Source organism: Azorhizobium caulinodans ORS 571 (assembly GCF_000010525.1).
Taxonomy (GTDB): Bacteria; Pseudomonadota; Alphaproteobacteria; order Rhizobiales; family Xanthobacteraceae; genus Azorhizobium; species Azorhizobium caulinodans.
In genome coordinates this window covers 2588811-2611728 of the sequence record NC_009937.1, presented here as the reverse complement: position 1 = coordinate 2611728, position 22918 = coordinate 2588811, and the positions used below count along the sequence as shown (strand labels likewise).

Sequence of the window (22918 nt, the reverse complement as noted above, 5' to 3'; positions counted from 1 at the left end):
AATGTCTATCCGGGTGCGCTTGGGCGTGATGCTCGCGGAACGCAACGTGAAGTCCAAAGACCTGGCCGAACATGTCGGGATCACGGAGGCCAATCTTTCTCTTCTGAAACAGGGCAAGGTAAAGGGCGTCCGGTTTGAGACATTAGAGAAAATCTGCCAGTTTCTCCGTTGCCAGCCGGGTGATCTTCTGAGGTATGAAGAGGACGGATCGCCTGGTTCGGACATGGGGGAGGGATAATTGTCGCCGGAGTGAATAGTGCAGCTCGAATGGCCAAGGCCACGAACGGCACAATAATACGAAACGTAAAGCTGGCGCTTTTGCCTTTATATTACGATCACCGGAACAGGTTGAGCCGTCTCCTGTTGGCTTCATGACGCTGCAAGGGGCAGCGTCCGAGCCAGAGCGGAGCCGCTTCATGTTCTTTCATCAGCGCCCGACCGCTCCGGCCAGCCCCGAGACGTCGCCCGTACGATGAAGCCAGGGGAGCGGCCGATCAGAGCGCCGGCCGCTCCCACCGGTTGAGAATGTCTTCCGTCCGCGCGACCTCGACCTGAATGGAAAGGCGGGTCTGGAGCATGGCCATGATGGCGTCGTGGCCTGTGTCGGAGGAGGAGCAGACCGCATCCCCCGCAAGGATGACGCGGAACCCGAAATCCACGGCATCAAACAGGGTGGCGAGCACGCATACATCCGTCTCCGCGCCGGAAAGGATCAGTGTGTCAGCGCGCAGGTGCGTGAGAAGGGGCAGAAGGTCCGCTCCGGAAAAGGCGGAATAGCGGGATTTGTCCACCACATGCGCGGGAGGGACAAAGCGTGCGAGCTCCGGCACGAGATCAAGCAGGCCGGGGTCGAGCTCGCTCCGGGTGAGATCGTGCCACTTGCGGTAGAAGCGCTGCCACGTGCCTGTAAGTCCGTCCGGCGCCTCGGGCGGAAGGAAGCGCGTAAACACGGTGCGCGCCGGTGCACGGGCGGCAAGTTCCGTAATGGCGGGAATGACGTCCAGCGCCCATGGCGTGGGCCACGGCCCGCCGGGAGCCAACAGGCGCTGCATGTCGAGGCAGACATGCACGGCGTTCGGCCCGATGGGATCGCGCCGCAGGCCTTCTCCCATGCCTCAGGTGCCTCTGGGCGGCGGGCCCGATTCGTCGGGTGTGCCGGCGGGCTGGTCGGCTCCCCGCTTGCCGATGCTGACGATGGCCGCTTCCTCGGAGGGATAAGGCCCGGAGACGGGCGTTCCGTCTTCCGCCACCGCCCACCAGCCCGGCATTACACCGAGCCTCGTGCCTTCAGTGTCTCCAACAAGCTTGGGTTTGAGCCACATGCGCGCGTCTCCCTGCAACAGATCCGGGCAGGCTGCGACGCCTGCCCGGCATGAGCCGTGTCGAACCGGTGGTTCAGGCGGCCTTCTTGTTCACCGTGGCGCCGGCGAGGCGGGTGAGGAGCGCATCGGTCTCCTTCTCTTCCTGAAGGGTCGCCTCCAGAAGGGGTACCGCATCCTTCAGTCCGAGCTGGCCGGCCCAGGTCTTCAGCGTGCCGTAGCGCGAGATCTCATAGTGCTCCACGGCCTGGGCCGCCGAGAGGAGGCCGGCGTCCAGCGCATCAGTGCCGGCGAAGTCCTCCATGATCTCCTTGCCCTCGTCGACAATGCCGACGATCGCCGGGCAGTGCTTGCCGCGGGCGCTCTTCCCGAGCATTTCGAACACCTGCTCCAGACGCTCGATCTGGCCTTCCGTCTGCTCCTGATGCTTCATGAAAGCCGAGCGCAGTTCGTCCGACTGGGCCGTCTTGGCCATCTTGGGCAGGGCACGCAGGATCTGCTTTTCGGCGTAATAGATGTCCTTCAGCGTTTCGAGAAAAAGATCATTCAGAGACTTGGCCTGTGCCATGACTTGGGTCCTCTCTTATGAGCCGAACGGCTATGGGGCAAACGGTCCGTGGTGGATCAGGTTCCGGTCATCCGTTACATTGGCTGGACTTGTGATTTTCTCGGTCGGACCTTTATGGCGAGGCTCGAGGCGCGTCCTTGAGCGTCACGTTCGCCCCGGCACCGCAGCTCTCGCGGATCAGTTCGGCCAGGATGCCGGCCCGGCGGATGGGCGAGCGGCAGCGCTTCAGGGTTGCGGCGAAGCGGGACAGGGTGCCGTCCTCGAAGGCGGCGACCACGGCCGGCATCACATAGCTCTTGCGGCATATGGCGGGCGTGTTGTTCAGCGTCTCCGCGGCCGCTCGGATGGCCGCGACCACCTGCGCATTGCGCGCGCGGGCGCTGGACGCGGGCTCCGCACGGGCGAGGATGTCGAGGACGCTCGCTGAAGCCACCAGCGTTCGGAAATCCTTGAGCGAGACCGGAACGCCCGCGACCTCCTTGAGATAAGCGTTCACATCGCCCGCCCGCACGGTCCGAACGGCTCCGGCGTCGTCTCGGTACTGGAACAGCCGCCGACCGGGCAGGGCGGAGAGAGACGAGACGATCACGATGAAACGGGGATCGGTGATCTGGCAGACGGTTCGCCGGCCCCCCTTCGCTCGGAAACTCAGGATGAGCTGCCCCTCCTCGCTGCGGAGATTGGACTTCAGCAGGGTCGCCGCCCCGCGGGTGCCGCGGGCTCGGGCATAGCCTTCCTCCCCGGCGCGGATGGCGGTGAGGGTCACGAGTTCCACCACGGCCGAGAGCGCGAAGGTCCGCGAACCGGGGGGTGAGCCGAGATCCCGCGCCACCGCCCGCCGGATGGTGGACAGGGCTTCGGCGAAGCGTGCGAGGCGCTCCGCCTTGCACCGCTCGCGCACCAGTTCCCAGCGCGGATGGTAGCGATACTGGAGGCGGCCGGCTGCGTCATAGCCGACCGCCTGAAGATGAGCCCGGGGATTTTCCGCGTAACGCACCTGCTTATGCGCCGGAGGAACGGCGAGCGACGCGAGGCGGGCGCGCGTCGGCTCGTCGGTGATGAGCGTGCCGGACGCATCGAAATAGCAGTAGCCGCGCCCCGCCTTGCGCCGGGTGAGCCGCAGGGCTGACTGGTCCACCAGTACGAGACCCGCCGCCCGCGCCATCTCCTTCACGATGGCCGGGCGCGGCCGCTTCGTTCCGCCCGATCGGGCGCGGCGGGACGGGGCGACGGGGCCGCTATAGTCGAGCGGTTTCACTTGTTGAGGTCGTCCGCGACCTTCAGGTGGTGCTCCAGCGCGGGCAGGGTCTTGCCCGCCCAGTCCTTCAGGGGCGCCGACTCCCCACCGGAGGCGTAGCGCTTGAACAGCGATACGGCGTCCTTGTGCGCGTCTTCCTGCATCTTGTGATAGGCGTCAGTAAATTCCGCGCCATTCAGGCTGCGCAGCCGGTCGAGCTTGTCCTGATGGCTCTTGTCGAGGCTGGTCGGCAGGTTGACCTGAAGGTTTGCCGAGGAGACCAGCCCCTTCAGTTCCTGCGATGTCTTGGTGTGATCGGTGATCATCTGCTGGGCGAACGCCTTGGTGGGAGCATCGGACGTACGTTCCACCGCGAGCTTTGCGCTCTCGATCTCGAACATGTCGCTGACGGCGGCCTGCGTTACGAAGTCCTGCGTGGAGGGCGTGACACCGAGCGCGGCGTTGACGCCGGTCTTCTCCCCGAGCGACTGGGCCATCACGGGAGCGGCGCACAGGATCGCGCCCGCTGCCACGGCAGCGGTCAGGTATTTTTTCATGGATGCCTCCTTGGGTGTCCTGGAGGCAACGCCCGCTCGCCTGCGCTGTTCCGGGCGGCGGCCGTTAATCGGGAGAGGGGAACGCCGACGCCCCGCAGGCATTCACCGGGGGAGCCGGCCGTTTCGGCCGCAAGGCGAGGACCATTCCATGACCGATGCCCAGAAGGTGCGCCATGCCACGGATGCGGGGCAGACCCGGGACAAGATCCGCTATGCCGATCTCGCCGCAGCTCCCCTCGGGACTGACGACGAGGCCAGCGGAAACCGGCCGCAAAGCGCTTGGGAGCCGCCCCAGCGCGGGGACCGGATTGCCGATGGAGACCCTGCCGTCGGGGAGCTCTATAGGGCCCGGAGTGAGGAAGACAACCGCGCGCCCGCCAGCGCACCACCGAGTTGGCGAACCTGGGGCTTCATCGTCCTTGGATTGATCGTGCTGGCCGCCGGCGCAACCGTCCTGTCGAGCTGAAACGAGACGCTCAGGGGCCGGCCGGTCCGGGCCCGACGGCCTTCTCGATGCAGGCCACAATGTCGGCGCCGCTGAAGGGCTTCGGAAAGAAACCCAGCGCCCCGAGTTCCGTGGCGCGGGAGCGGATGCGGTCGCTGGGAAAGGCCGTCACGACGATCACCGGCACGGCGCTTCCTTCAGCGCGCAGACGGGCGAGAAGCTCCACGCCGCTCATGCCCGGCATCTGCACATCGGTGATGATGCAGTCCGTGGCATGTCGGAGCGGCGACGAGAAGAAGTCCTCTGCGCAGGCAAAGGTCCGGGTCTCGAAACCCAGCGACCGCATGAAACTCTCGGTCGCGAGACGGACGAACTCGTCGTCGTCGATGATCGTGATCATCGGAGAAACAGACACGTCAGCACCTCTTGGGGCGCGCTGCCGTTCGGCATGCGCACCGCATCGAGGCTCACCATAGGCCCTCGAAGGGCCTCAGGAGTATCATACACACGTTTGGCGGCTCAGGCCTTCGGCTTGCTGAGGCCCACCGCCTCCGCCATGCGCACGAGGTCGGCGAAGGAACGTGCGGCCATCTTCCGCATGACGTTGCCCCGATAGATCTTCACCGTGATCTCGCTGAGCCCCACCTCCGCGGCCACCTGCTTGTTCATGAGGCCGGAGGTGACCAGTCCCATGATCTGCTTCTCCCGTTCGGTCAGGCTCTCATAGAGCGTGCGGACGTGGTCGGACGCGGCCCGTTCGTCGCGGCGCGTGCGATCCATGGCGATGGCTGCCAGCACCGCGTCGAGCATGTCCTGATCGCGGAACGGCTTGGTCAGGAAATCGAGGGCGCCCGCCTTCATGGCCCGCACCGACATGGGAATATCCCCGTGTCCGGTCATGAAGATGATGGGCATGTCCACGTCCTGCCGCGTCAACTGCTGCTGGAAGTCGAGCCCGCTGACGCCGGGCAGGCGGATGTCGAGCACGAGGCAGCGTGGCGCGTCGGGCAGGGGGGCGGCGAGCATCTCCAGCGCCGAGGCGAAGAGCGCCACTTCAAGGCCAACCGAACGGAACAGGCTGGACAGGGCCTCCCGCAGACCTGCGTCGTCGTCCACCACGATCACCACGGGTGTCGCGGGCGCCGTTTCCTTGCGGGATTTCTGGACCTTCATCACGAGGCCTTCTCCTGCAGACCGGGCGCTGCCATGTCGCCGGTGATCGGGAGTTGAACGGTCATGCGCAGCCCCCGCGGCTCGGCCGGGGTTGCGAGGATGCGTCCCTCATGGGCCTCCACGATGGAGCGCGAGATGGAGAGGCCGATCCCGATGCCGTCCTTCTTGGTGGTGAAGAAAGGGGTGAAGAGCGCGTTCAGCACCTGCGGCGGCGCGCCCGGTCCGCTGTCCTCCACCTCGATGAGCAGGCAGGGGGCCGGCGTCGCCCCGTCGCAGTGGACGCTGATGCGCAGCACGCGCTCCTCCTCGGGCACCGCCTGCATGGCCTGAGCGGCATTGAGGACGAGGTTGATCACCACCTGCTGAAGCTGCACCCGGTCGCCGCGCACCCGGGGCAGGTCGGGCGGGAAGGAGGGGCAGACCTTCACCCGGTTGTTCGCCAGCTCGCGCTCCAGCAGCAGCAGGCAGTCCTCGACCAGTTCACCGCCATCGAGCGGCAGATGGTCGGGCGCGTCCCTGCGCACCAGCGCGCGCAGGCGTCCCACGACGTTGCTCGCGCGCTGGGCGTTCGAGATCATGCGGCTCATGCTCAGCTGGACCTCGCCGAGATCCGGCACGTCCCGCTGCAGCCAGCGCAGGCCCGCCTCGCCATTGGTCACGATGGCGGCGAGCGGCTGGTTGACCTCGTGGGCAATGGAGGTGGCGAGCTCGCCCAGCGTACTCAGGCGCGTCACATAAGCGATGTCGCTGCGCGCCTGATGGAGATCGTCCTCGGCCTGCTTGCGGGCCGTGATGTCGTGATTCGTCTCCATGATGCGCGCGGGCCGGCCTTGCGCCTCCCGCTGGAGCGACCAGCGACTGAGGCACACCACCTTGCGGCCATCGCGGGTGGTGTGGACGAGTTCCCCGTCCCACTGCCCCGTGCTTTCAAGCTCCGCCATGATGTGGTCGAGCGGGCAGGGAAAGCGCGTCCGCAGCAGCGCCTCGGTTTGCAGGCCCACCGCCTCGGAGGCGCTCCAGCCGTAGAGATGATGCGCCCCCCGGCTCCAGTAGGTGATGACCCCGCCGAGGTCGCGCACGAAGATGGCATCGTGCGACAGGTCGAGCAGGGCCGCCTGATCCCGCAGGGAGGCGGTGGCATCCTGGTTTCGCCGCGCGAGGAGCGTGGTGATGGCGATGGCGGCAATGGCCACCACGGCGCGCATGGTCGCCGCGAGCGTATAGGCCTCGCCGTGGGTGATGATGAAGCTCAGGACCGTGAGGAGGACGCACCCTCCGCTGACCAGAAGGAGCCCGCGGCGGTCGAGTTCGGCAGAGGCGAAAAGGACCACGGCGCCGTAAAGCACGGCAATGGCCATATCCATCGGCGACAGGGTGTCGATGAGAAAGATGACGGTGCACAGGCCGCCTATCATGAGCAGGCGCATCCAGCACTGGGACGGCCGCTCGGCCGATGACCTCGACAATATCCTCTCCCGCCCCCGCGTGACGCATCAGACATCAAAACTAGCAGCGCGCGAGGCGCCGTCTTGTCCAATACCTGTCCCGTCTTTCACGTTCTGGTAGCCGTGCGAGGCCACGCTACCGTCCGGGGCGACGATCCGGAATATACGAAGGTATGGTCTCAACCGCCCATCTGCTGTGTCCCCGACCATGACGTAGGATGGAGGGGTGAGCGCCGTTTCCCCATGCTGATGTCACCGAGCCGCTGATCCGGCCCGAACGTGATCCACCTTCAAGCACGTGGGGTATTCGCATGTCTTTCCATGTCGCACCGTATCTCCCGGACCTCCGCGCGGGTGGGGTCATCGCACTACTCGCCGGTGACCAGTCCGGCGCCGATGCCCTGCCGCGTCCGGCGGGCGAGGAAAGCGGCGATGTCCTGTCGGTGCACCTGCCCCACATGGGTCTCGTGCTGGCCATTTCCCAGGCGCGGGCGGCGGGCCAGACCCTCGTCGGTCTGGACAGCCTGCTGGCGCGTCCCGCCGACCACCGCCGCACCCTCGTGGACGACCGTGTGGTTGCGCAACTCTCCCAGGCGCTCCAGAGCGCGGAGGTGGATTCGGCCGGCGGCCTCCATGCGGATGCGCTGCGCCTCGCCATCGTCGCCCGCATCCTCACTCTCGACGGACAGTCCCATGCGCCGCAGGTGGACGAGGCTTTGCCGGCACCGGCTCCCGCGCGGGTTCGGCCCGGCCTGCCGAAGTGGCGCCTGAAGCGTGTCATGGCGCATGTGCAGGAGCGTCTCTGCGAGACGGTGACCCTCGCCGACATGGCCGCGGCGGCGGGCCTCAGCCGCATGCATTTTGCCGCCCAGTTCCGCATCGCGACGGGGCTTCGCCCGCACGAGTATCTGCTGAAGTGCCGCGTCGAGCGGGCGCAGCAGCTCATGCGCGAGAGCACCGAGCCGCTGGTCCAGATCGCGCTGTCGGTGGGTTTCCAGACGCAGGCGCATTTCACCACCGTCTTCCGGCGCTTCGCCGGCACCACCCCGCACCGCTGGCGCAGCATGCAGGGATGAGGCGTGGATGGTCCGGCCCGGCGGAGAGGGACGGACGGCATTCGGCCGTCCCCTCCCGCTCAGCCCCGTCCGGGGGCCAGACGCTCCACGAGGGCACGCGCGCAGGCATCAAGGGCGAAGCCGATGATGCCGATGACGAGGATGGTGGCCATCAGCTCGGGATAGGCGAGGCGATCCCGCGTATCGAGGATGAAGTAGCCGAGCCCGGCCGAAACGCCGAGCATTTCGCAGGGAACGAGCACGATCCAGGCGATGCCGATGGCCAGCCGCACGCCGGTGAGCACATGGCCGAGTATGGCCGGCAGGATGACGCGTGACAGCGTCTCCCAACCCGTGGCCGCAAGGCTGCGGGACACCAGCAGCCATTGCGGATCGATCTGCCGCACGCCCGCCGCCGTGGCCAGCAGGATGGGCCAGACGGTGGCGAAGGCGAGCAGGAAATAGATGGGCGCGTCACCCACCCCGAACACCATCACGGCGATGGGCATCCAGGACAGGGGTGAGATCATCCGCAGGAACTGGAAGGCCGGCGTTGTCGCCGCCTCCGCCTGCCGCGAACTGCCAACCAAGAGCCCGACGGGCACGCCGACGGCCAGCGCAATGCCAAGGCCCACCAGCACCCGCTTGAGGCTGACGAGGATGTTCAGCGGCAGGTCCGACTGCAGCAGCAGCCGCCAGAGCGCGGGCAGAGCGGTGGTGGGTGAGAACTTCTGCGCGAAGCTGCCCGGACGCGCGAGCACGTCCGAGGCCAGCCACCACAGCACCAGCAACAGGGCGAGCCCCGCCAGACCAAGCAGCGCCCGCCCGACCCGCCCACGTTTGGCTGCGGCGGCTTTCGCCACCGGCGCGGACGGTTGGACGATCTCCGGACGCGGGTTCACGCCGAGACGACCTCGGTGCGTGTGAAGCTCTCCGGCAGGCCGAAGGCGGCAAGGCCTCCGGAGCTTGCGAGCGCCGCCTTCACGAAGCGGTCGTCCACCAGATCCTTGGCCGCGAAGGCGGGATCGAGCGCATCGAGAAAGCCGCGATCGCCTTCCACCAGCGTGCCCTTGAGGCGCGTTACCAGTTCCTCGGTGTAGCTCGGGAAGGGATAGGGCTGGAAGTCGATACGCTTCTCGCGCCAGTCCGGATGACGGATGGCGCCGGAGGCCACATAGGCGCTCTCGTCGGCGGCCGCGGGATCGAGCACGCGCTTCAGCACTTCGAGACTGTGGGGCGTGTATTTGTTCGGATTGTCCTTGGAGAGCAGCTCCGCCGTCTCGCCCCGGTTGGCGCGGGTCCAGGCCTGCGCCTTGACGATGGCGTTCACCACCTTCTGCGACCATTCCGGCCGCTCGGCCAGATCCTTTTCCTGCATGAAGACCACGCAGCAGGCGTGATCCTTCCAGACATCGCCGGTGAAGCGCAGCACGCGGCCCACCTTCAGCACCTCGGCGGCGGCATTGAACGGCTCGGCAACGATGTAGCCGGCGATCTGGTTGGCGGCGAGCGCGGGCACCATGTCCGACGGCGCCATGATGAGGAGGTTCACCTCATTGGCAGCCGGCGTGCCGGTCTTCTTGGAGACGGGGGTGAGACCGTTCTCCTTCAGAAGCGCCTGAAGCACCACATTGTGGATCGAGTACCAGAAGGGAATGGCGACGGTCTTGCCGCCGAGATCCTTCACCGACTGAATGTCCGGGCCAACGGAGAGGCCCGAGCCGGAGGTGTGATTCCACGCCACCACCTTGGCCGGGGCCTTGCTGCCATAGCGCGCCCACACCGTGATGGGCGAGAGCAGGTGCACCACGTTCACCTGTCCCGAGAGGAAGGCCTCCACGATCTGCGACCAACTGCGGAACAGCACCGGCTTTTCCGCCTTCAGGCCCTCAGCCTCGTAGAAGCCCTTGCCGTGGGCGACGAGGAGCGGGGTGGCGTCGGTGATCGGCAGATAGCCAACGCGAACCGGCGCGTCCTTCTCCTGCGCACGGGCCGAGCCCGCCTGCAGGAAGGGCGCGGCGCCGGCGGCGGTGAGCAGCGCGGAGAGCCGCATGACATCGCGGCGCGAGAAGAAATCGTCGGTGAGCATGTGTCCCCCGTTCACTGTTCGCGGATGGCGTTGCGCAGGGTGGTCAAAATCTCCACCCGCACGGCCCCGAGTTCGGAAATGAAGGCGCCGCGCGGCTTCGGCAGGTCGATGGACCACTGGCCGATCTCCCGGCCGGGCGCGCCGCCGAGCAGCACCACGCGGTCGGCCACCAGCAGCGCCTCGTCGATGTCGTGGGTCACGAGTACCGCGGCCGTGCCGTAATCGCGCACGACCTTCAGCAGCAGGTCCTGCATCTCGGCCCGCGTTACCTCGTCCAGCGCACCAAAAGGCTCGTCCAGCAGCAGCACCTGCGGCTTGCGGGCGAGGCAACGGGCGAGCGCCGCCCGCTGGGCCATGCCGCCGGAGAGCGCCGCCGGCTTGAGGCGGCGGGCGTGGCTCAAGCCCACCTCGGCAATGGCGTGCTCCACCCGCTCCCGCCGCTCGGCGCGGGAGAGTTTAGGCTGGCGCTTGAAGTCGAGGCCGAAGGCGACGTTGTGCTCCAGATCGAGCCAGGGCAGCAGGCCGGGGCTCTGGAAGGCGAGGGCAAGGCGGGGATGGACGGTCGTCACCGGCGCGCCATCCATGACGATGCGCCCGCCATCAGGCGGCTGAAGACCCGCCAGCACCCGCAGTAAGCTCGACTTGCCGACGCCGGAGGGGCCGAGCAGAGCCACCACCTCACCCGCGTCGAGGCTGAGCGAAAAATCGGCCAGAACCCGGCGCTCGGCGCCGGGATAGCGCAGGCTGATGCCGTCTGCCACGAGCGCGGGCGATGTCATGCCGCCTGCTCGCGGCGCTTGGCCAGAGCCGTCTTGAGCTGCACGAGACTGGGCGTGATGACCGGGATAAAGGCGGCCTCGCGGCTGCGGCGGGCAAAGCCCCGCCCCGGTCCGGCGAGATAGGCCTTGCCGCCCAGCGCCTGAAGCTCCAGCGCCACCGCCTCGGCCACCACTTCGGCGAGCGCGATGCGGATCTCGAACAGCGGTGCCACGTCCGCCTCGAAGGCGCGGCTGCGCAGCCCCGCAAAAAGGGCCGACTGCGCCGCTTCCAGCCGCTGCGTGGTCTCAGAGAGCGGCTGGGCGAGGATGCCGCGGCCCGCGCCGCCGGCATCCCGCGCTTCCGCAAGGGCCCGGCGCGCGAGCCCGATGGACATGCCGCATTGCAGACCGGCAAAAGCCGGCCGGACGCGCGGCAGCCATTCGCGCGCATTCACCGCAATGATGCGGCCGGCCGGGAGGCGCACGTCGGCGAGCGTGATCGCTGCGGTGTTGGTACCGCGCAGGCCGATGAGTTCGAGATCGTCCGAGCGGGAGACACCGCCGTCCGTCCCGGCGAAGCTGGCAACGAAAGGCACGCCGTCCGGCCCGTCCACCGCCGCCGCCACGTGGAACCCCTGCGGCCGCAAGTTTGTCACCCAGGGCAGGGCGCCGTTCACCTTCAGGGCCGTTCCGTCCGTCACCGCGGTCACCTGCAGCGGCTCCATGCCGGCAAGATGCTTCATGGCGTTGGACAGGCCCGTTGCACCCGCCTGCGTGCCGGTCAGGAGGTCCGGTAGCAACGCGTCAGCCAGCGCGAGGTTGGGGCTTTGCAGCAGATATTCGATGTAGGTCCGGTGGCCCCACAGAACGAAGGCGGCTGCGAGCGAATGGCTCGCCACCTCCGAAAGCGCCTCGAGCGCGTCGATCACCGTGCCGCCCGCGCCGCCTCGGGCCTGCGGCACGCCGACGGCCGGAAGCCCCGCCGCCGCGAGACGCGGGAGCAGATCCTCGCAGAGCGTGGCGCCGGTATCGAGCGCGTCGGCCGCCTCGGTGAGCCAGCCGTCGCAGCGCGGATCGGCCAATGGGCGCGCGGGCAGGGCGCTCATTCGGCGGCCACCGGCTTGGCAGGCTCCCAGCGATAGGCGGCGAGCTGTTCGTTCAGCGGCGGCTGGCCGAGGTTGTTGGCAAAGTTGCAGAGCGTCGCGAGGCTGACGCCGAGCACCACTTCCAGCGCCTGCTGGTCGCTGAAGCCGGCCGCCTTGAACGTCGCAAGGTCGGCTTCCGGCACCGCGCCACGATGGGCGATCACGGATTCGGTGAAGCGGGCCACGGCATCGAGCTTGGCATCCGGCACTTCCGCCTTGCCGCGCAGGGCGGTGATGGTTTCCGCCGGCAGGTGCGCCTTCTTCTCGGCGATGGCGGTGTGGCCCGCGACGCAGAAGCCGCAGCCGTGGGTGGCGGCGGCGGTGATCTGGACCGCCTCGCGCTCGGAGAGGTTCAGCGAGGCGCGTGCGTTGATGCCGGAGACCGTCAGATAGGTTTCAAGCGCCACCGGCGCGTTGGCGAGCACGCGCAGCAGGTTGGGCAGATAGCCGTTGTTCTTCTCGGCCGTCTCGAGGAAGGGGCGGGCGGCTTCGGGGGCATCGGCAATGGTGCGCAGGGGCAGTCGGGACATGGTCTGTCTCCTCATTTCCACTGCACAGATAGATTAAATTATGGGCGGATCAAGCCCGCTCGCGGCGAGGTGAGCGGCGCGACGCCGGTCCTTATGCCGCAGCCCCGCTCAGCGATGCTTTCCTATTGGCCCGACGGCCTGCGCCGCCAGCCAAGCTCGCCGCTGATCCGGTCCGCCGTTCCGGTCACCATCTGCGACAGCGCCTTCATCCGGGCATCGTCCATGTAATGGGAGGCGCTGGAGACGCTGATGGCGCCGACCGTGAGGCCCGAGGCATCGCGGATCGGCGCCGCCACGCAGCGCACGCGCGGCTCGTTTTCCTCCAGGTCGAAGGCGTAGCCCCAGTCGGCATAATTGCTCATGCGCCCGAGCCAGGCGGTGCGCGCCTGCTCGCGGTTCGGGCCGCGTGCGGAGCCGATCTCGAAGAAGCGCTCCCAGGTCGCCGCATCCCCGTCGAGAATCAGCGCCTTGCCAAGGCCCGTGGACCAGACCGGGTGGCGCTCACCCACGCGGGAGGAAATCTCGAAACGCCGACGTCCAGGCAGCTTGTCGAGATAGAGCGCCCAGTCCCCTTCCAGCACGCCGAGATGAACCGTGTCCTCGGTCTCGGACGCCAGCGCTTCCAGATGCGGACGGGCGATGCGGGCGAGGGGGCGCTGGGCCCGCGCCCGTGCCCCGAGTTCCATGACCTTCGGGCCGAGCGAATAGCCCTCGCCGGGCGCAAGCCGCAGATAGCCGCGCGCAGCCAGACCGCTGGCAAGGCGGTGCGCCGTGCTGCGGGTGAGACCGAGGCTTGAGGCGAGGGTGCCGAGATCGATGGGGTCGGACGCGGCGGCCTCAAGCACGTCAAGCGCGCGCATCACGGCCTGGCTGCCGGCGGGACCCGCCGCCTTGCTTTCGGGGCCGCTCTCGTCCGGACCGTTTCCAACGCTAGCAACGGACATTGACACCCTCCGAAACCTCTCCTAATCATCATCCTACATAATAAGATGACGTCCCACAATATGGGATGCACCACTCCCCCAACTTCAGTCCCTGAGGAAACGCCATCATGGTGTCCAACCCGACGCTCGAACGGGCGGTCGCGCGCGCGCGCCTTCGCCTCGTGCCCTTTCTGTTGCTCATGTACGTGCTGGCGTTTCTTGACCGCGCGAACATCGGCTTTGCCAAGGATGCCTTCCAGGCGTCCGCCGGCATTTCGGCTGCCGCCTATGCGCTCGGCGCCGGCCTCTTCTTCCTGACCTATGCGGCCTTTGAAGTGCCCAGCAACCTGATCATGCACCGGGTCGGTGCCAAGATCTGGATGTGCCGCATCATGGTCACCTGGGGCCTCGTCTCGGCCGCCATGATGTTCACCCAAGGCGAGATGTCCTTCTATGCCCTGCGCCTGCTGCTCGGCGCGGCGGAGGCCGGCTTCTTTCCGGGCGTGATCCTCTACGTCACCTACTGGTTCCCGCAGGAAAAGCGCGGCCAGATCCTCGGCCTATTCTATTTCGGCGCGCCCATCTCCTTCATCCTGGGCAGCCCGCTCAGCGGCCTGCTGCTGGAGTTCCACGGCGCGTGGGGCCTCGAAGGGTGGCAGTGGATGTTCCTCATCGAGGGCCTGCTGGCCAGCATCGTCGGCATCTGGGCCTTCTGGTATCTCGACGACAAGCCCGCCGATGCCAAATGGCTGCCCGCCGACGAGCGCAAGGCGCTGGTGGCGGCCATCGCCACGGAGGAGAAGGCCAAGGAAAGCCACGGCCATGCCGGCCTCAAGGCGGCGTTCGCCAATCCGCGCATTCTCCACTTCGTGGTGATCTACTTCCTGATCCAGATGAGCGTGTATGGCGTCGTCTTCTACCTGCCGACGCAGGTGGCCGCGCTGCTCGGCAAGAAGGTGGGCCTTGAAGTGGGTCTCGTCGCTGCGATCCCGTGGATCTGCGCCATGGCCGCGACCTATTTCATTCCGCGCCTCGCGGACCAGACCGGCAAACACCGCAGCCTCGCGGCCCTGACCCTCGCCGTCTCGGGTGCCGGCATCGCGGTTTCCGCCGGCACACCGCCCGCCGTCGCGCTGGTCGCCCTGTGCTTCGCTGCCGCCGGCTTCATCGCCGTGCAACCGATGTTCTGGACCTTCCCCACCCGCTATCTTGGCGGCGTGGCGGCGGCCGCCGGCATCGCCCTCGTGAACGCCATGGGCGCCCTCGGCGGCTTCTTCGCCCCCAATGTGAAGAACTGGGCCGATGCGACCTTCGGTGCCCCGGCCGGCCTCTATGTGCTCGCCGCCACCACCTTCATCGGCGTCCTCGCCATCCTGGCGCTGGGCGCAGCCCGCCAGCCCGTGGCCGGCGCCACCCCTGTGACTGCTCGAGGAGACCGTTGATGTCCGTGCCTACCATTCGTGAAGTGCGCGCCTATGTGGTGCGCGGCGGGGGCGGCGATTATCACGACCAGCAGGGCACCCACTGGATCGACGACCACATCGCGACCCCCATGTCCAAGTATCCGGCCTATCGCCAGAGCCGGCGCACCTTCGGCATCAACGTGCTCGGCACGCTGGTGGTCGAGGTGGAGGCCTCCGACGGCACGGTGGGCTTTGCGGTGACCACTGGCGGCGAGCCCGCCGCCTGGATCGTCGAGAAGCACCTCGCCCGCTTCATCGAAGGCGCCAAGATCACCGACATCGAGCTGATGTGGGACCAGATGTACCGCTCGACGCTCTATTACGGGCGCAAGGGTCTGGTGGTGAACACCATCTCGGGCGTGGACCTGGCACTCTGGGACCTGCTCGCCAAGTGGCGCAAGGAGCCGGTCTATCACCTGCTCGGCGGCGCGGTGCGCGACGAGCTCCAGTTCTATGCCACCGGCGCCCGGCCCGATCTTGCCAAGGAGATGGGCTTCATCGGCGGCAAGATGGCGCTGCACCATGGTCCGGCAGAGGGCGAGGAGGGGCTTCGCAAGAACCTCGACATCCTCAACGACATGCGGAACAAGGTCGGCAAGGACTTCTGGCTCATGCAGGACTGCTGGATGGCGCTGGACGTGGAATATGCCACGCGCTTCTCCACCATCGCCTGGAACGAGATGGGCCTGAAGTGGACCGAGGAAGCCCTGCCGCCGGATGACTACTGGGGCTATGCGGCGCTCAAGAAGAACGCGCCGAAGGGCCACCTTATCACCACCGGCGAGCACGAGGCCACCCGCTGGGGCTTCAAGATGCTGCTGGACATGGAGTGCTGCGACATCATCCAGCCGGACGTGGGCTGGTGCGGTGGCATCACCGAGCTCATCAAGATCACGGCGCTCGCGGATGCGGCCGGCGTGCTCGTGGTGCCGCACGGCTCGTCCGTCTACAGCTATCACTTCGTGATCACCCGGCATAACAGCCCGTTTGCCGAGTTTCTGATGATGCACCCGGTGCCAGATCAGGTGGTGCCCATGTTCACGCCGCTCCTGCTCGACGAGCCTGTGCCGGTGAACGGCCGCCTGAAGCTCGACGACACCCCCGGCTTCGGCGTGCGCCTGAACCCCGAGTGCAAGCTCTCGCGCCCCTACACCCACTGAGGCGAACGAAATTCCATGAAGCTTCTGCGTTACGGCCCCGCGGGCCAGGAAAAGCCCGGCCTCCTCGATGAGGCCGGCAAGATCCGCGATCTGTCGGGCGTCATCTCCGACCTCACCGGTGAGGCCATCACGCCCGAGGGGCTGGCCAAGCTGAAGACGCTGGACGTGTCGTCTTTGCCGGTGGTGGAGGGCACGCCGCGTTATGGCGCGCCGGTTGCCAACGTGGCCAAGTTCATCGCCATCGGCCTGAACTTCACCGACCATGCGGCGGAATCGAACCTGCCGATCCCGTCCGAGCCGGTGGTCTTCATGAAGGCCACCTCCTGCATCCAGGGTCCGAACGACGCCGTGGTGATCCCGCGCGGCTCGAAGAAGACCGACTGGGAAGTGGAACTGGGCATCGTCATCGGCAAGCGCGCCTCCTACGTCACGAAGGACGAGGCGCTCGATCACGTGGCCGGCTACGTCCTCATCAATGACGTGTCGGAGCGCGAGTACCAGATCGAGCGTGGCGGCACCTGGGACAAGGGCAAGGGCTGCGACACCTTCGGCCCCATCGGCCCGTGGCTCGTCACCTCCGACGAGGTGGGCGACGTGCAGCAGCTCGGCATGTGGCTGGACGTGAACGGCCAGCGCCGCCAGACCGGCAACACGTCCACCATGATCTTCGATGTGAAGACCATCGTGAGCTACCTGTCGGAATTCATGACCCTGCTGCCGGGTGACATCATCACCACCGGCACCCCTCCGGGCGTCGGCATGGGCATCAAGCCCGAGGCGGTCTATCTCAAGGCCGGCGACGTCATTGAGCTGGGTATCGACAAGCTCGGCCGTCAGAAGCAGACCTGCGTCGCCTGGGAGAAGAAGTAATGGTTGATAGCACTCGCTTTTCGGGCCGCGTCGCGGTCGTCACCGGCGGTGCGGCCGGCATCGGCCTCGCCATCGCCCAGCGCATCATCGCCGAGGGCGGCAAGGTGGCGATCTGGGATCGCGATCCCGCCGCCATCGAGACGGCCAAGGCCGGGCTCGGCGCCAACGCCATCGGCGTCGCCCTCGACGTGTCCGACTGGCCGGCGGTGGAAGCCGCCGCCAAGACGGTGGCCGACACCTTCGGGCAGATCGACATCCTGGTCGCGAGCGCCGGCATAACCGGCCCCAACACCACCACCTGGACCTATCCGGTCGAGGACTGGCGCAAGGTGATCGACATCAACCTCAACGGCGTCTTCTACTGCGACAAGGCCGTGGTGCCTTACATGCTGGAGAAGGACTACGGGCGCATCGTCAACATCGCCTCCATCGCCGGCAAGGAAGGCAATCCGAACGCCCCGGCCTACAGCGCCTCCAAGGCGGGCGTGATCGGCCTCACCAAGTCGCTGGGCAAGGAACTGGCGAAGAACAAGATCACCGTGAACTGCGTTACCCCCGCAGCGGTGCGCACCGCCATCTTCGACCAGATGACCCAGGCGCACATCGACTTCATGCTGTCCAAGATCCCCATGGGCCGCTTCGGTCAGATCGAGGAAGTGGCGGCACTGGTGTGCTGGCTCGCCTCGGAAGAATGCTCCTTCTCCACCGGCGGCGTGTTCGACGTCTCGGGCGGCCGCGCCACCTACTGAGCACCGACCATTCGGGTGCCCTCTGTCGCCGGCGGACAACGTTTCCGCCGGCGTCCAATAAAAAACGCCAATATTCATGCTGGGAGAAACGGCCATGTCATCCATCGCCATGGATGCATCTGCTGCCGACGGCGAAGCCATGCGCAAGCGCATCGCTTCCAAGCTGCGCTGGCGGATCGTCTTTTACTGCTTCGTCCTGTTCATCGTGAATTACCTCGACCGTGTGAACGTGGGCTTTGCCGCCACGCACATGAACAAGGATCTCGGGCTTTCGGCGACCGCCTACGGGTTCGGCGCCGGCGTCTTCTTCCTCGGCTACATCGCCTTCGAGATCCCCAGCAACATGATGATGCACAAGGTGGGCGCCCGCATCTGGATCGCCCGCATCATGGTGACGTGGGGCCTCATCTCCTGTGCCATGGCTTTCATCCAGGGCGAGACCAGCTTTTATATCCTGCGCTTCCTGCTGGGCGCGGCCGAAGCCGGCTTCGTGCCCGGCATCCTGCTCTATCTGACCTACTGGTTCCCGGCCCGCGACCGCGCCAAGGCGACCGCCGGCTTCATGACGGCCACCGTCCTGTCCACCGTGATCGGCGCCCCCATCTCCGGCTGGATCCTCGCCACCGTGCCCAACTGGCACGGGCTCGCCAACTGGCAGTGGCTCTTCATCCTCGAGGGCCTGCCGGCGGTGATCCTCGGTGTCTTCACCTTCTTCTATCTCGTGGACCGTCCGCAGGATGGCCGCTGGCTGGACGAAGCGGAGCGCGAGTGGCTCATCGCCGAACTGGAGCGCGAGAACCGGGAGGTCGCCAACACCGGCGCGCACGAATATGGCGCGATCTTCCGCGATCCGCGTGTGTGGTTGCTCACCCTCATCTACATGTTCAACGCCATGGCGGTGTACGGGGTAGTGCTCTGGCTGCCGCAGATCGTACGCTCCATCGGCGGCCTCTCCGACATTCAGACCGGCTTTGTCACCGCCGTGCCCTTCGTCTTCGCCGCGATCGGCCTCGTGCTCGTGGCCCGCAGTTCCGACCGCACCGGCGAGCGCAAGTGGCACACGGCTCTCGCGGCGCTCTTCGGCGGCCTGTTCCTCGCGGCGAGTGCCGTAGCGCCGACGCCGCTGGTCGGGCTGATGCTGATCAGCGCGGCTGCCTTCGGTGTGTGGGCGGTGCTGGGCGTATTCTGGTCGCTGCCGACGCAGTTCCTCACCGGCGCTGCCGCTGCGGCGGGGCTGGCCGCCATCAACGGCTTTGCCCAGATCGGCGGCTTCGCCGGTCCCTATCTCGTGGGCTGGATCAAGGACACCACCCAGAGCTTCACGCCGGCCCTGCTGACGCTGGCCGCCGGCCCGGTGATCGCCGCCATCCTCTGCCTCGCCATTAAGGTGAAGGCCCCGGCGGGCGGGCGCCGGTAGGCCAAAGGAGGAAGCGCATGCGGCAGCGCCGGCGCTTCCGTTGCCGGCTCGCCGGGTCTAAGAGCTTCGACGCGCGCGCCATCCGGTGCGCGCGTTTTGCGTTCCGATGAGGCTTTGCCGTGGCGCCCGTCACCAATATTGCCGATCTGCGCGACATCGCGCGCCGCCGCATTCCGCGTGCCATGTTCGAATATGCCCAGCGCGGCTCCTATGACGAGCGCACGCTCGCCGCCAATTATGCCGAACTCGATGCGCTCCGCCTGCGCCAGCGTGTGATGGTGGACGTCTCGAAGCGCAATGTTGCGACCACCTTCCTGGGACAGGACGTCACCATCCCGGTGGGCATCGCGCCCACTGGCCTCACCGGGCTGTTTCATGCCGATGGCGAGATCCTCGGCGCGCGGGCCGCGCAGGCCTTCGGCGTGCCCTTCACGCTCAGCACCATGTCCATCTGCTCCATCGAGGATGTGGCGGGGGCGGTGGACAAGCCTTTCTGGTTCCAGCTCTATGTGATGCGGGACCGGGCCTTCACCCAGTCGCTGGTGGAGCGGGCGCGCGCCGCCGGCTGCCCGGTGCTGGTGCTGACGCTGGATCTCGCCGCCCACGGCCAGCGCCATCGCGACATCAAGAACGGCCTCAGCGTGCCGCCGCGCCTCACCCTCGCCAATGCGCTCGACATCGCCACCAAGCCCGGCTGGGCGCTGAACGTGTTGCGCGGCCAGCGCCGCAGCTTCGGCAATCTTCAGGGCTGGATGCCGGCGGGCAAGAATCTCAACGCCATGGCCCAGTGGGTGGCGCAGCAGTTCGACCCCTCTCTGAGCTGGAAGGATGTCGCATGGATCCGGAGCCTGTGGCCCGGCAAGCTGGTCCTGAAGGGCATCCTTGATCCCGAGGACGCCCGCATCGCCGCCGACCATGGCGCGGATGCCATCGTCGTGTCGAACCATGGCGGACGCCAGCTTGACAGCGCTCCCGCCAGCATCAGCGTGCTGCCGGAGATCGCCTCGGCGGTGGGCTCGCGCACGGAAATCCTGCTCGATGGCGGTATCCGCACCGGGCAGGACGTGCTGAAGGCGCTGGCGCTCGGCGCGCGGGGCTGCCTGATCGGCCGCTCCTGGCTTTATGGCCTCGCGGCAGGAGGGCAGGGGGGCGTGACGCAGGTGCTTGAAATCCTGCGCAAGGAACTCGACACCAGCATGGCCCTCGCCGGCCTCACGGACGTGCGCAGCGTCACTCCCGCCGCGCTCCACACGCCGCGCCGGGTCTGAGCCGCCTTTAGGCCGCGGCCTTGCGCCAACCGGCGGCGAGCAGGCCGGCCCCCATCAACAACCCGCCCCCGGCGCGATTGACGGCGCGCCGGGCGGTAACGCTGGCGAACCGCGCGCGGGCCGACGCCGCGAGCCAGCCATAGAGCGCGGCATTGAGGGCAGCGAGCGTGACGAAGGTCAGCTCCATCACCGCCACCTGCGGCAGCAGCGGCGCTGATGCCTCGATAAACTGCGGCACGAAGGCGACGAAGAAGACGATGCTCTTCGGGTTCAGCGCCGTCACCGCGAAGGCGTGGAAGCCGATGCGCGCCAGCCGATCGTTCTGCACGGGCGCGGCCTCAAGCGGCTGCACCGGTGCACGCCAGAGCTTGATGCCGAGATAGACGAGATAGGCGCCGCCGATCCAGCGGAGCCCCGTGAAAAGCGCCGCGGAGGCGGCCAGTACCGCCCCGAGACCCAGCATCGACGCGGTCATGGCCGTCAGGTCGCCGAGCGCGACGCCGGCGACGATGGCAGCCGCCGGACGGCGGCCATGACCGAGCGCATAGGAGATGACGAGCAGGATCGTCGGGCCGGGAATGGCGAGAAGAATGGCCGATGCCAGTGCGAACGCGGCCCATGTCTCAAGTGTCATTGTTGCCTCCCGTTGGAGGCCTAGCCATCCACAGGGCGGCGTACGCCGCAAGCCCTGCCGGTCGCGTCAGCTCGCTGCCGCGCTCCGTTCAAGGCGGGGCAGGGTCTTGTCCGGCGGAGGCGGCGGCAGCAGCCGGCGTGCCGCGGACAGCGCGTCGCACATGCGCGCCGAAACCGGATCGCCATGCTCCTCCAGGCTGTTGCGCAGGCTGCGGTCGTCCGAAAGTCCCCACGCGCCCAGCAGGATCACCGCATGCGGCAGGCGGCGGCGCAGGCGCCGCACGGCGTAGCGGAGCAGCGCGGTGCTGTTGCTGTCCATGGCAGAGACCAGGATCATCGCCGCCTGCGTGGCATCAAGGCTGATGAGGCTCGCCCGCTGGAGCCGGCTCGGCCCCTCCACCTGAGCGGTCAGGCCGTTGGCGCCCAGCACCATGGCGGCGAGCATCGCCGCCGCTTCATCAAGGCCGGTGCGCGCGCCGATGCACAGGATGGGCCGATCGGCCGTCGGTGCACTCTCGGTCGCGGCGACAGCCTCGTCCTCGCCGGGGCCGAGCGTATAGACGAGTTCCTGCACGCTGAGCCGGATCCGCTCGACACGCTCCAGATCGAGGGCCCCGCGCTCGAAGTCGGCCTGCGCGAGACGCAGCGCGGGCAGGGCGACCTCGTCCACATAGGCGCACAAAGCGTGGTCTTTCAGGAAATCCTCCGCCGTGCCTGACGCCTCGACCGGGTCGCCGGCCAGCATGCGCTGGTAGAACAGTTCCGGTGCGCTCAGGGGGGGACTGTCACCCAGCATCACGTCGAGAAATTCGAGCTGGTCCACATGCCGGCCCAGCACCACCAGGCACAACGTCAGCGGTGTCGCGAGCACAAGGCCGATGGGCCCCCAGAGCCAGGTCCAGAAGGTGGCGGAGGCGATGACGGCGACGGGCGAGAGCCCGGTGCTGCGTCCGTAGAGGAGCGGCTCGATGATGTGCCCCACCACGGGCTCCACCACCGCGAACAGGACAATGCACCACACAACCATGGACCAGCCGGGATCCACCGCCAGTGCGAGCGCGGAGGGCAACAGCGCCGCGATGATCGCACCGATGTAAGGCACGAAGCGCAGGACAGCGGCGAGCAGCCCCCACAGCATGGCACTCGGCACGCCGATGAGGCCGAGCCCGAGGCCAATGACACAGCCGAACCCCGCATTGAGCACCACCTGCGTCAGCAGGAAACGAGAGAGACGGGCTCCCGCATCATCCAGCGCCGCCGTCGTGCGCTGGATGTCGTGCGCCCCGGCCAGACGGATGAAGCGGTTCCTCAGGTCCTCCCGCTGGAGAAGGATGAAGATGAGGAAGATGAAGATGATGCCGGTGGTTGCCAGCGGATGCAGCAGCGGCTCGCCCAGCGAGCGCAGCATGGCCAGCGTGCCGAGTTCCGGCGCCCGTATTTCCACCGGGATGGGGCGCTGGGCCGCAGCGGCGGCATCGAGCTGGAACTTCGGCTGCGGGTCGGGCCGGTCGAGCTCGCTCGAGAGGTCCTGGAGCATGCCCGCCACGCGCTCCATGGTGGCCGAACCCGAGGCCGTGCTTTTCAGATCCCGGATCTTGTCGCGTACGTTCGCCTGATAGTGCGGCAGATCACTGGCCAACTGTCCGACCTGCGTGGCGACGACCGCGCCGAGGGCGAGGAGTCCGATGAAAGTGAGCATGACGACGCCGGCCACCCCCAACGTGCGCGGGATGCGGAGCCGCCGCAGCACCAGCAGAACGGGAGAAAGAACGAAGCTGAGCAGCACGGCCAGGGCGACGGGCACGAACACCTCGCGCCCGATATAGACCACCGCGATGAGCGCGAGCGCGCCGAGAAAAACCAGCGTGCGGCTTTCCCGGTGAACCGGCCTCGTGACACGGGCGAGGCCCGGATCGTTGAACATTCTCTTTCACCCCCGCCAGGGCACCGCGCGAACGGGACGCCCGTTTCGCGTGCTCAACGCTGCGTTAAGCAAAATGTTGCGGGCGCCTGCCGCCCCGCCGCAGCTTTCGGCGGAGGGAGGGGGAGGCTTGGAGAATCCCCTGACACGGCCTAAGGGTCGAAAGGCCGCGCGAAGGCGGTGCAGGCGGGCT

General features: G+C 67.4%; 25 protein-coding genes. 9 read left to right on the top strand and 16 right to left on the bottom strand.

Annotated features, from left to right (window positions below):
• The first annotated feature begins 1 nt into the window (after nt 1).
• The gene (locus AZC_RS11830) at nt 2–238 is read left to right on the top strand and encodes a helix-turn-helix domain-containing protein (protein WP_012170814.1); all 237 of its coding nucleotides are present in this window, start codon (nt 2–4) and stop codon (nt 236–238) included.
• A gap of 256 nt (nt 239–494) precedes the next feature.
• Here AZC_RS11830 and AZC_RS11825 read toward each other — a convergent pair whose 3' ends face one another.
• The 5 genes from AZC_RS11825 to AZC_RS11810 all read right to left on the bottom strand — a co-directional run bounded on the left by AZC_RS11825 (nt 495) and on the right by AZC_RS11810 (nt 3681).
• Nucleotides 495–1112: a cysteine hydrolase family protein gene (locus tag AZC_RS11825; RefSeq protein WP_012170813.1), complete on the bottom strand. Its 618-nt coding sequence runs from the start codon at nt 1110–1112 to the stop codon at nt 495–497.
• A 3-nt stretch (nt 1113–1115) separates the two neighbouring features.
• Nucleotides 1116–1322, bottom strand: coding sequence for a hypothetical protein (locus AZC_RS25505; RefSeq protein WP_148209839.1), 207 nt, complete (start codon nt 1320–1322; stop codon nt 1116–1118).
• 73 nt (nt 1323–1395) lie between these two features.
• Complete coding sequence (locus AZC_RS11820; protein ID WP_012170812.1) at nt 1396–1887, bottom strand: ferritin-like domain-containing protein; 492 nt, start codon at nt 1885–1887, stop codon at nt 1396–1398.
• Nucleotides 1888–1999: 112 nt separating this feature from the next.
• Nucleotides 2000–3145, bottom strand: coding sequence for a DNA topoisomerase IB (locus AZC_RS11815; protein ID WP_012170811.1), 1146 nt, complete (start codon nt 3143–3145; stop codon nt 2000–2002).
• Nucleotides 3142–3681, bottom strand: coding sequence for a DUF4142 domain-containing protein (locus AZC_RS11810; protein ID WP_043879268.1), 540 nt, complete (start codon nt 3679–3681; stop codon nt 3142–3144). Before AZC_RS11810 ends, AZC_RS11815 begins: the two co-directional genes overlap by 4 nt.
• Before the next feature lie 148 nt (nt 3682–3829).
• Between AZC_RS11810 and AZC_RS11805 the strand changes: the two genes are divergently transcribed.
• Nucleotides 3830–4147 (top strand): hypothetical protein, encoded by a 318-nt coding sequence (locus tag AZC_RS11805; protein ID WP_043879267.1) that lies wholly within the window; start codon nt 3830–3832, stop codon nt 4145–4147.
• 10 nt (nt 4148–4157) lie between these two features.
• Here the strand turns inward: AZC_RS11805 and AZC_RS11800 are convergent, their stop codons facing one another.
• The 3 genes from AZC_RS11800 to AZC_RS11790 all read right to left on the bottom strand — a co-directional run bounded on the left by AZC_RS11800 (nt 4158) and on the right by AZC_RS11790 (nt 6765).
• A complete protein-coding gene (locus tag AZC_RS11800) occupies nt 4158–4541 on the bottom strand; it encodes a response regulator transcription factor (RefSeq protein ID WP_012170809.1) in 384 nt (127 codons plus the stop codon).
• A gap of 104 nt (nt 4542–4645) precedes the next feature.
• Nucleotides 4646–5299 (bottom strand): response regulator transcription factor, encoded by a 654-nt coding sequence (locus AZC_RS11795; protein WP_043879265.1) that lies wholly within the window; start codon nt 5297–5299, stop codon nt 4646–4648.
• Nucleotides 5299–6765 (bottom strand): two-component system sensor histidine kinase NtrB, encoded by a 1467-nt coding sequence (locus AZC_RS11790; protein ID WP_012170807.1) that lies wholly within the window; start codon nt 6763–6765, stop codon nt 5299–5301. The genes AZC_RS11795 and AZC_RS11790 overlap by 1 nt, the downstream gene beginning before the upstream one ends.
• 290 nt (nt 6766–7055) lie before the next feature.
• Between AZC_RS11790 and AZC_RS25945 the strand changes: the two genes are divergently transcribed.
• Complete coding sequence (locus AZC_RS25945; RefSeq protein WP_012170806.1) at nt 7056–7820, top strand: helix-turn-helix domain-containing protein; 765 nt, start codon at nt 7056–7058, stop codon at nt 7818–7820.
• Nucleotides 7821–7879: 59 nt separating this feature from the next.
• Here AZC_RS25945 and AZC_RS11780 read toward each other — a convergent pair whose 3' ends face one another.
• The 6 genes from AZC_RS11780 to AZC_RS11755 all read right to left on the bottom strand — a co-directional run bounded on the left by AZC_RS11780 (nt 7880) and on the right by AZC_RS11755 (nt 13265).
• The gene (locus AZC_RS11780) at nt 7880–8701 is read right to left on the bottom strand and encodes an ABC transporter permease (protein WP_012170805.1); all 822 of its coding nucleotides are present in this window, start codon (nt 8699–8701) and stop codon (nt 7880–7882) included.
• Complete coding sequence (locus AZC_RS11775) at nt 8698–9888, bottom strand: ABC transporter substrate-binding protein (protein WP_043879263.1); 1191 nt, start codon at nt 9886–9888, stop codon at nt 8698–8700. Before AZC_RS11775 ends, AZC_RS11780 begins: the two co-directional genes overlap by 4 nt.
• A gap of 11 nt (nt 9889–9899) precedes the next feature.
• On the bottom strand, nt 9900–10667 hold the full coding sequence (locus tag AZC_RS11770; RefSeq protein WP_012170803.1) for an ABC transporter ATP-binding protein: 768 nt from the start codon (nt 10665–10667) through the stop codon (nt 9900–9902).
• Nucleotides 10664–11752: an acyl-CoA dehydrogenase family protein gene (locus AZC_RS11765; protein ID WP_052285915.1), complete on the bottom strand. Its 1089-nt coding sequence runs from the start codon at nt 11750–11752 to the stop codon at nt 10664–10666. Before AZC_RS11765 ends, AZC_RS11770 begins: the two co-directional genes overlap by 4 nt.
• Nucleotides 11749–12321: a carboxymuconolactone decarboxylase family protein gene (locus AZC_RS11760; protein ID WP_012170801.1), complete on the bottom strand. Its 573-nt coding sequence runs from the start codon at nt 12319–12321 to the stop codon at nt 11749–11751. The genes AZC_RS11765 and AZC_RS11760 overlap by 4 nt, the downstream gene beginning before the upstream one ends.
• 122 nt (nt 12322–12443) lie before the next feature.
• Entirely contained in the window at nt 12444–13265 is an 822-nt protein-coding gene (locus AZC_RS11755) for an IclR family transcriptional regulator (RefSeq protein WP_043879262.1), read from the bottom strand.
• Between the two features lie 107 nt (nt 13266–13372).
• Here AZC_RS11755 and AZC_RS11750 point away from each other — a divergent pair, with 107 nt between their 5' ends.
• From AZC_RS11750 to AZC_RS11725, 6 genes are all read left to right on the top strand, one after another.
• A complete protein-coding gene (locus AZC_RS11750) occupies nt 13373–14686 on the top strand; it encodes an MFS transporter (protein ID WP_012170799.1) in 1314 nt (437 codons plus the stop codon).
• A complete protein-coding gene (gene rhmD, locus AZC_RS11745; protein ID WP_012170798.1) occupies nt 14686–15867 on the top strand; it encodes an L-rhamnonate dehydratase in 1182 nt (393 codons plus the stop codon). The genes AZC_RS11750 and rhmD overlap by 1 nt, the downstream gene beginning before the upstream one ends.
• Nucleotides 15868–15882: 15 nt before the next feature.
• On the top strand, nt 15883–16737 hold the full coding sequence (locus tag AZC_RS11740; RefSeq protein WP_012170797.1) for a fumarylacetoacetate hydrolase family protein: 855 nt from the start codon (nt 15883–15885) through the stop codon (nt 16735–16737).
• On the top strand, nt 16737–17486 hold the full coding sequence (locus AZC_RS11735; protein WP_012170796.1) for an SDR family NAD(P)-dependent oxidoreductase: 750 nt from the start codon (nt 16737–16739) through the stop codon (nt 17484–17486). The genes AZC_RS11740 and AZC_RS11735 overlap by 1 nt, the downstream gene beginning before the upstream one ends.
• 94 nt (nt 17487–17580) lie before the next feature.
• Nucleotides 17581–18903: an MFS transporter gene (locus tag AZC_RS11730; RefSeq protein ID WP_043879261.1), complete on the top strand. Its 1323-nt coding sequence runs from the start codon at nt 17581–17583 to the stop codon at nt 18901–18903.
• Between the two features lie 119 nt (nt 18904–19022).
• Nucleotides 19023–20171, top strand: coding sequence for an alpha-hydroxy acid oxidase (locus AZC_RS11725; RefSeq protein ID WP_012170794.1), 1149 nt, complete (start codon nt 19023–19025; stop codon nt 20169–20171).
• A gap of 7 nt (nt 20172–20178) precedes the next feature.
• Here the strand turns inward: AZC_RS11725 and AZC_RS11720 are convergent, their stop codons facing one another.
• Nucleotides 20179–20805 carry a LysE family translocator gene (locus tag AZC_RS11720; protein WP_043879260.1) on the bottom strand — a complete coding sequence of 209 codons (627 nt, stop codon included), beginning with the start codon at nt 20803–20805 and terminating at the stop codon, nt 20179–20181.
• Between the two features lie 66 nt (nt 20806–20871).
• Complete coding sequence (locus AZC_RS11715; RefSeq protein ID WP_012170792.1) at nt 20872–22728, bottom strand: AI-2E family transporter; 1857 nt, start codon at nt 22726–22728, stop codon at nt 20872–20874.
• Nucleotides 22729–22918 lie beyond the last annotated feature (190 nt).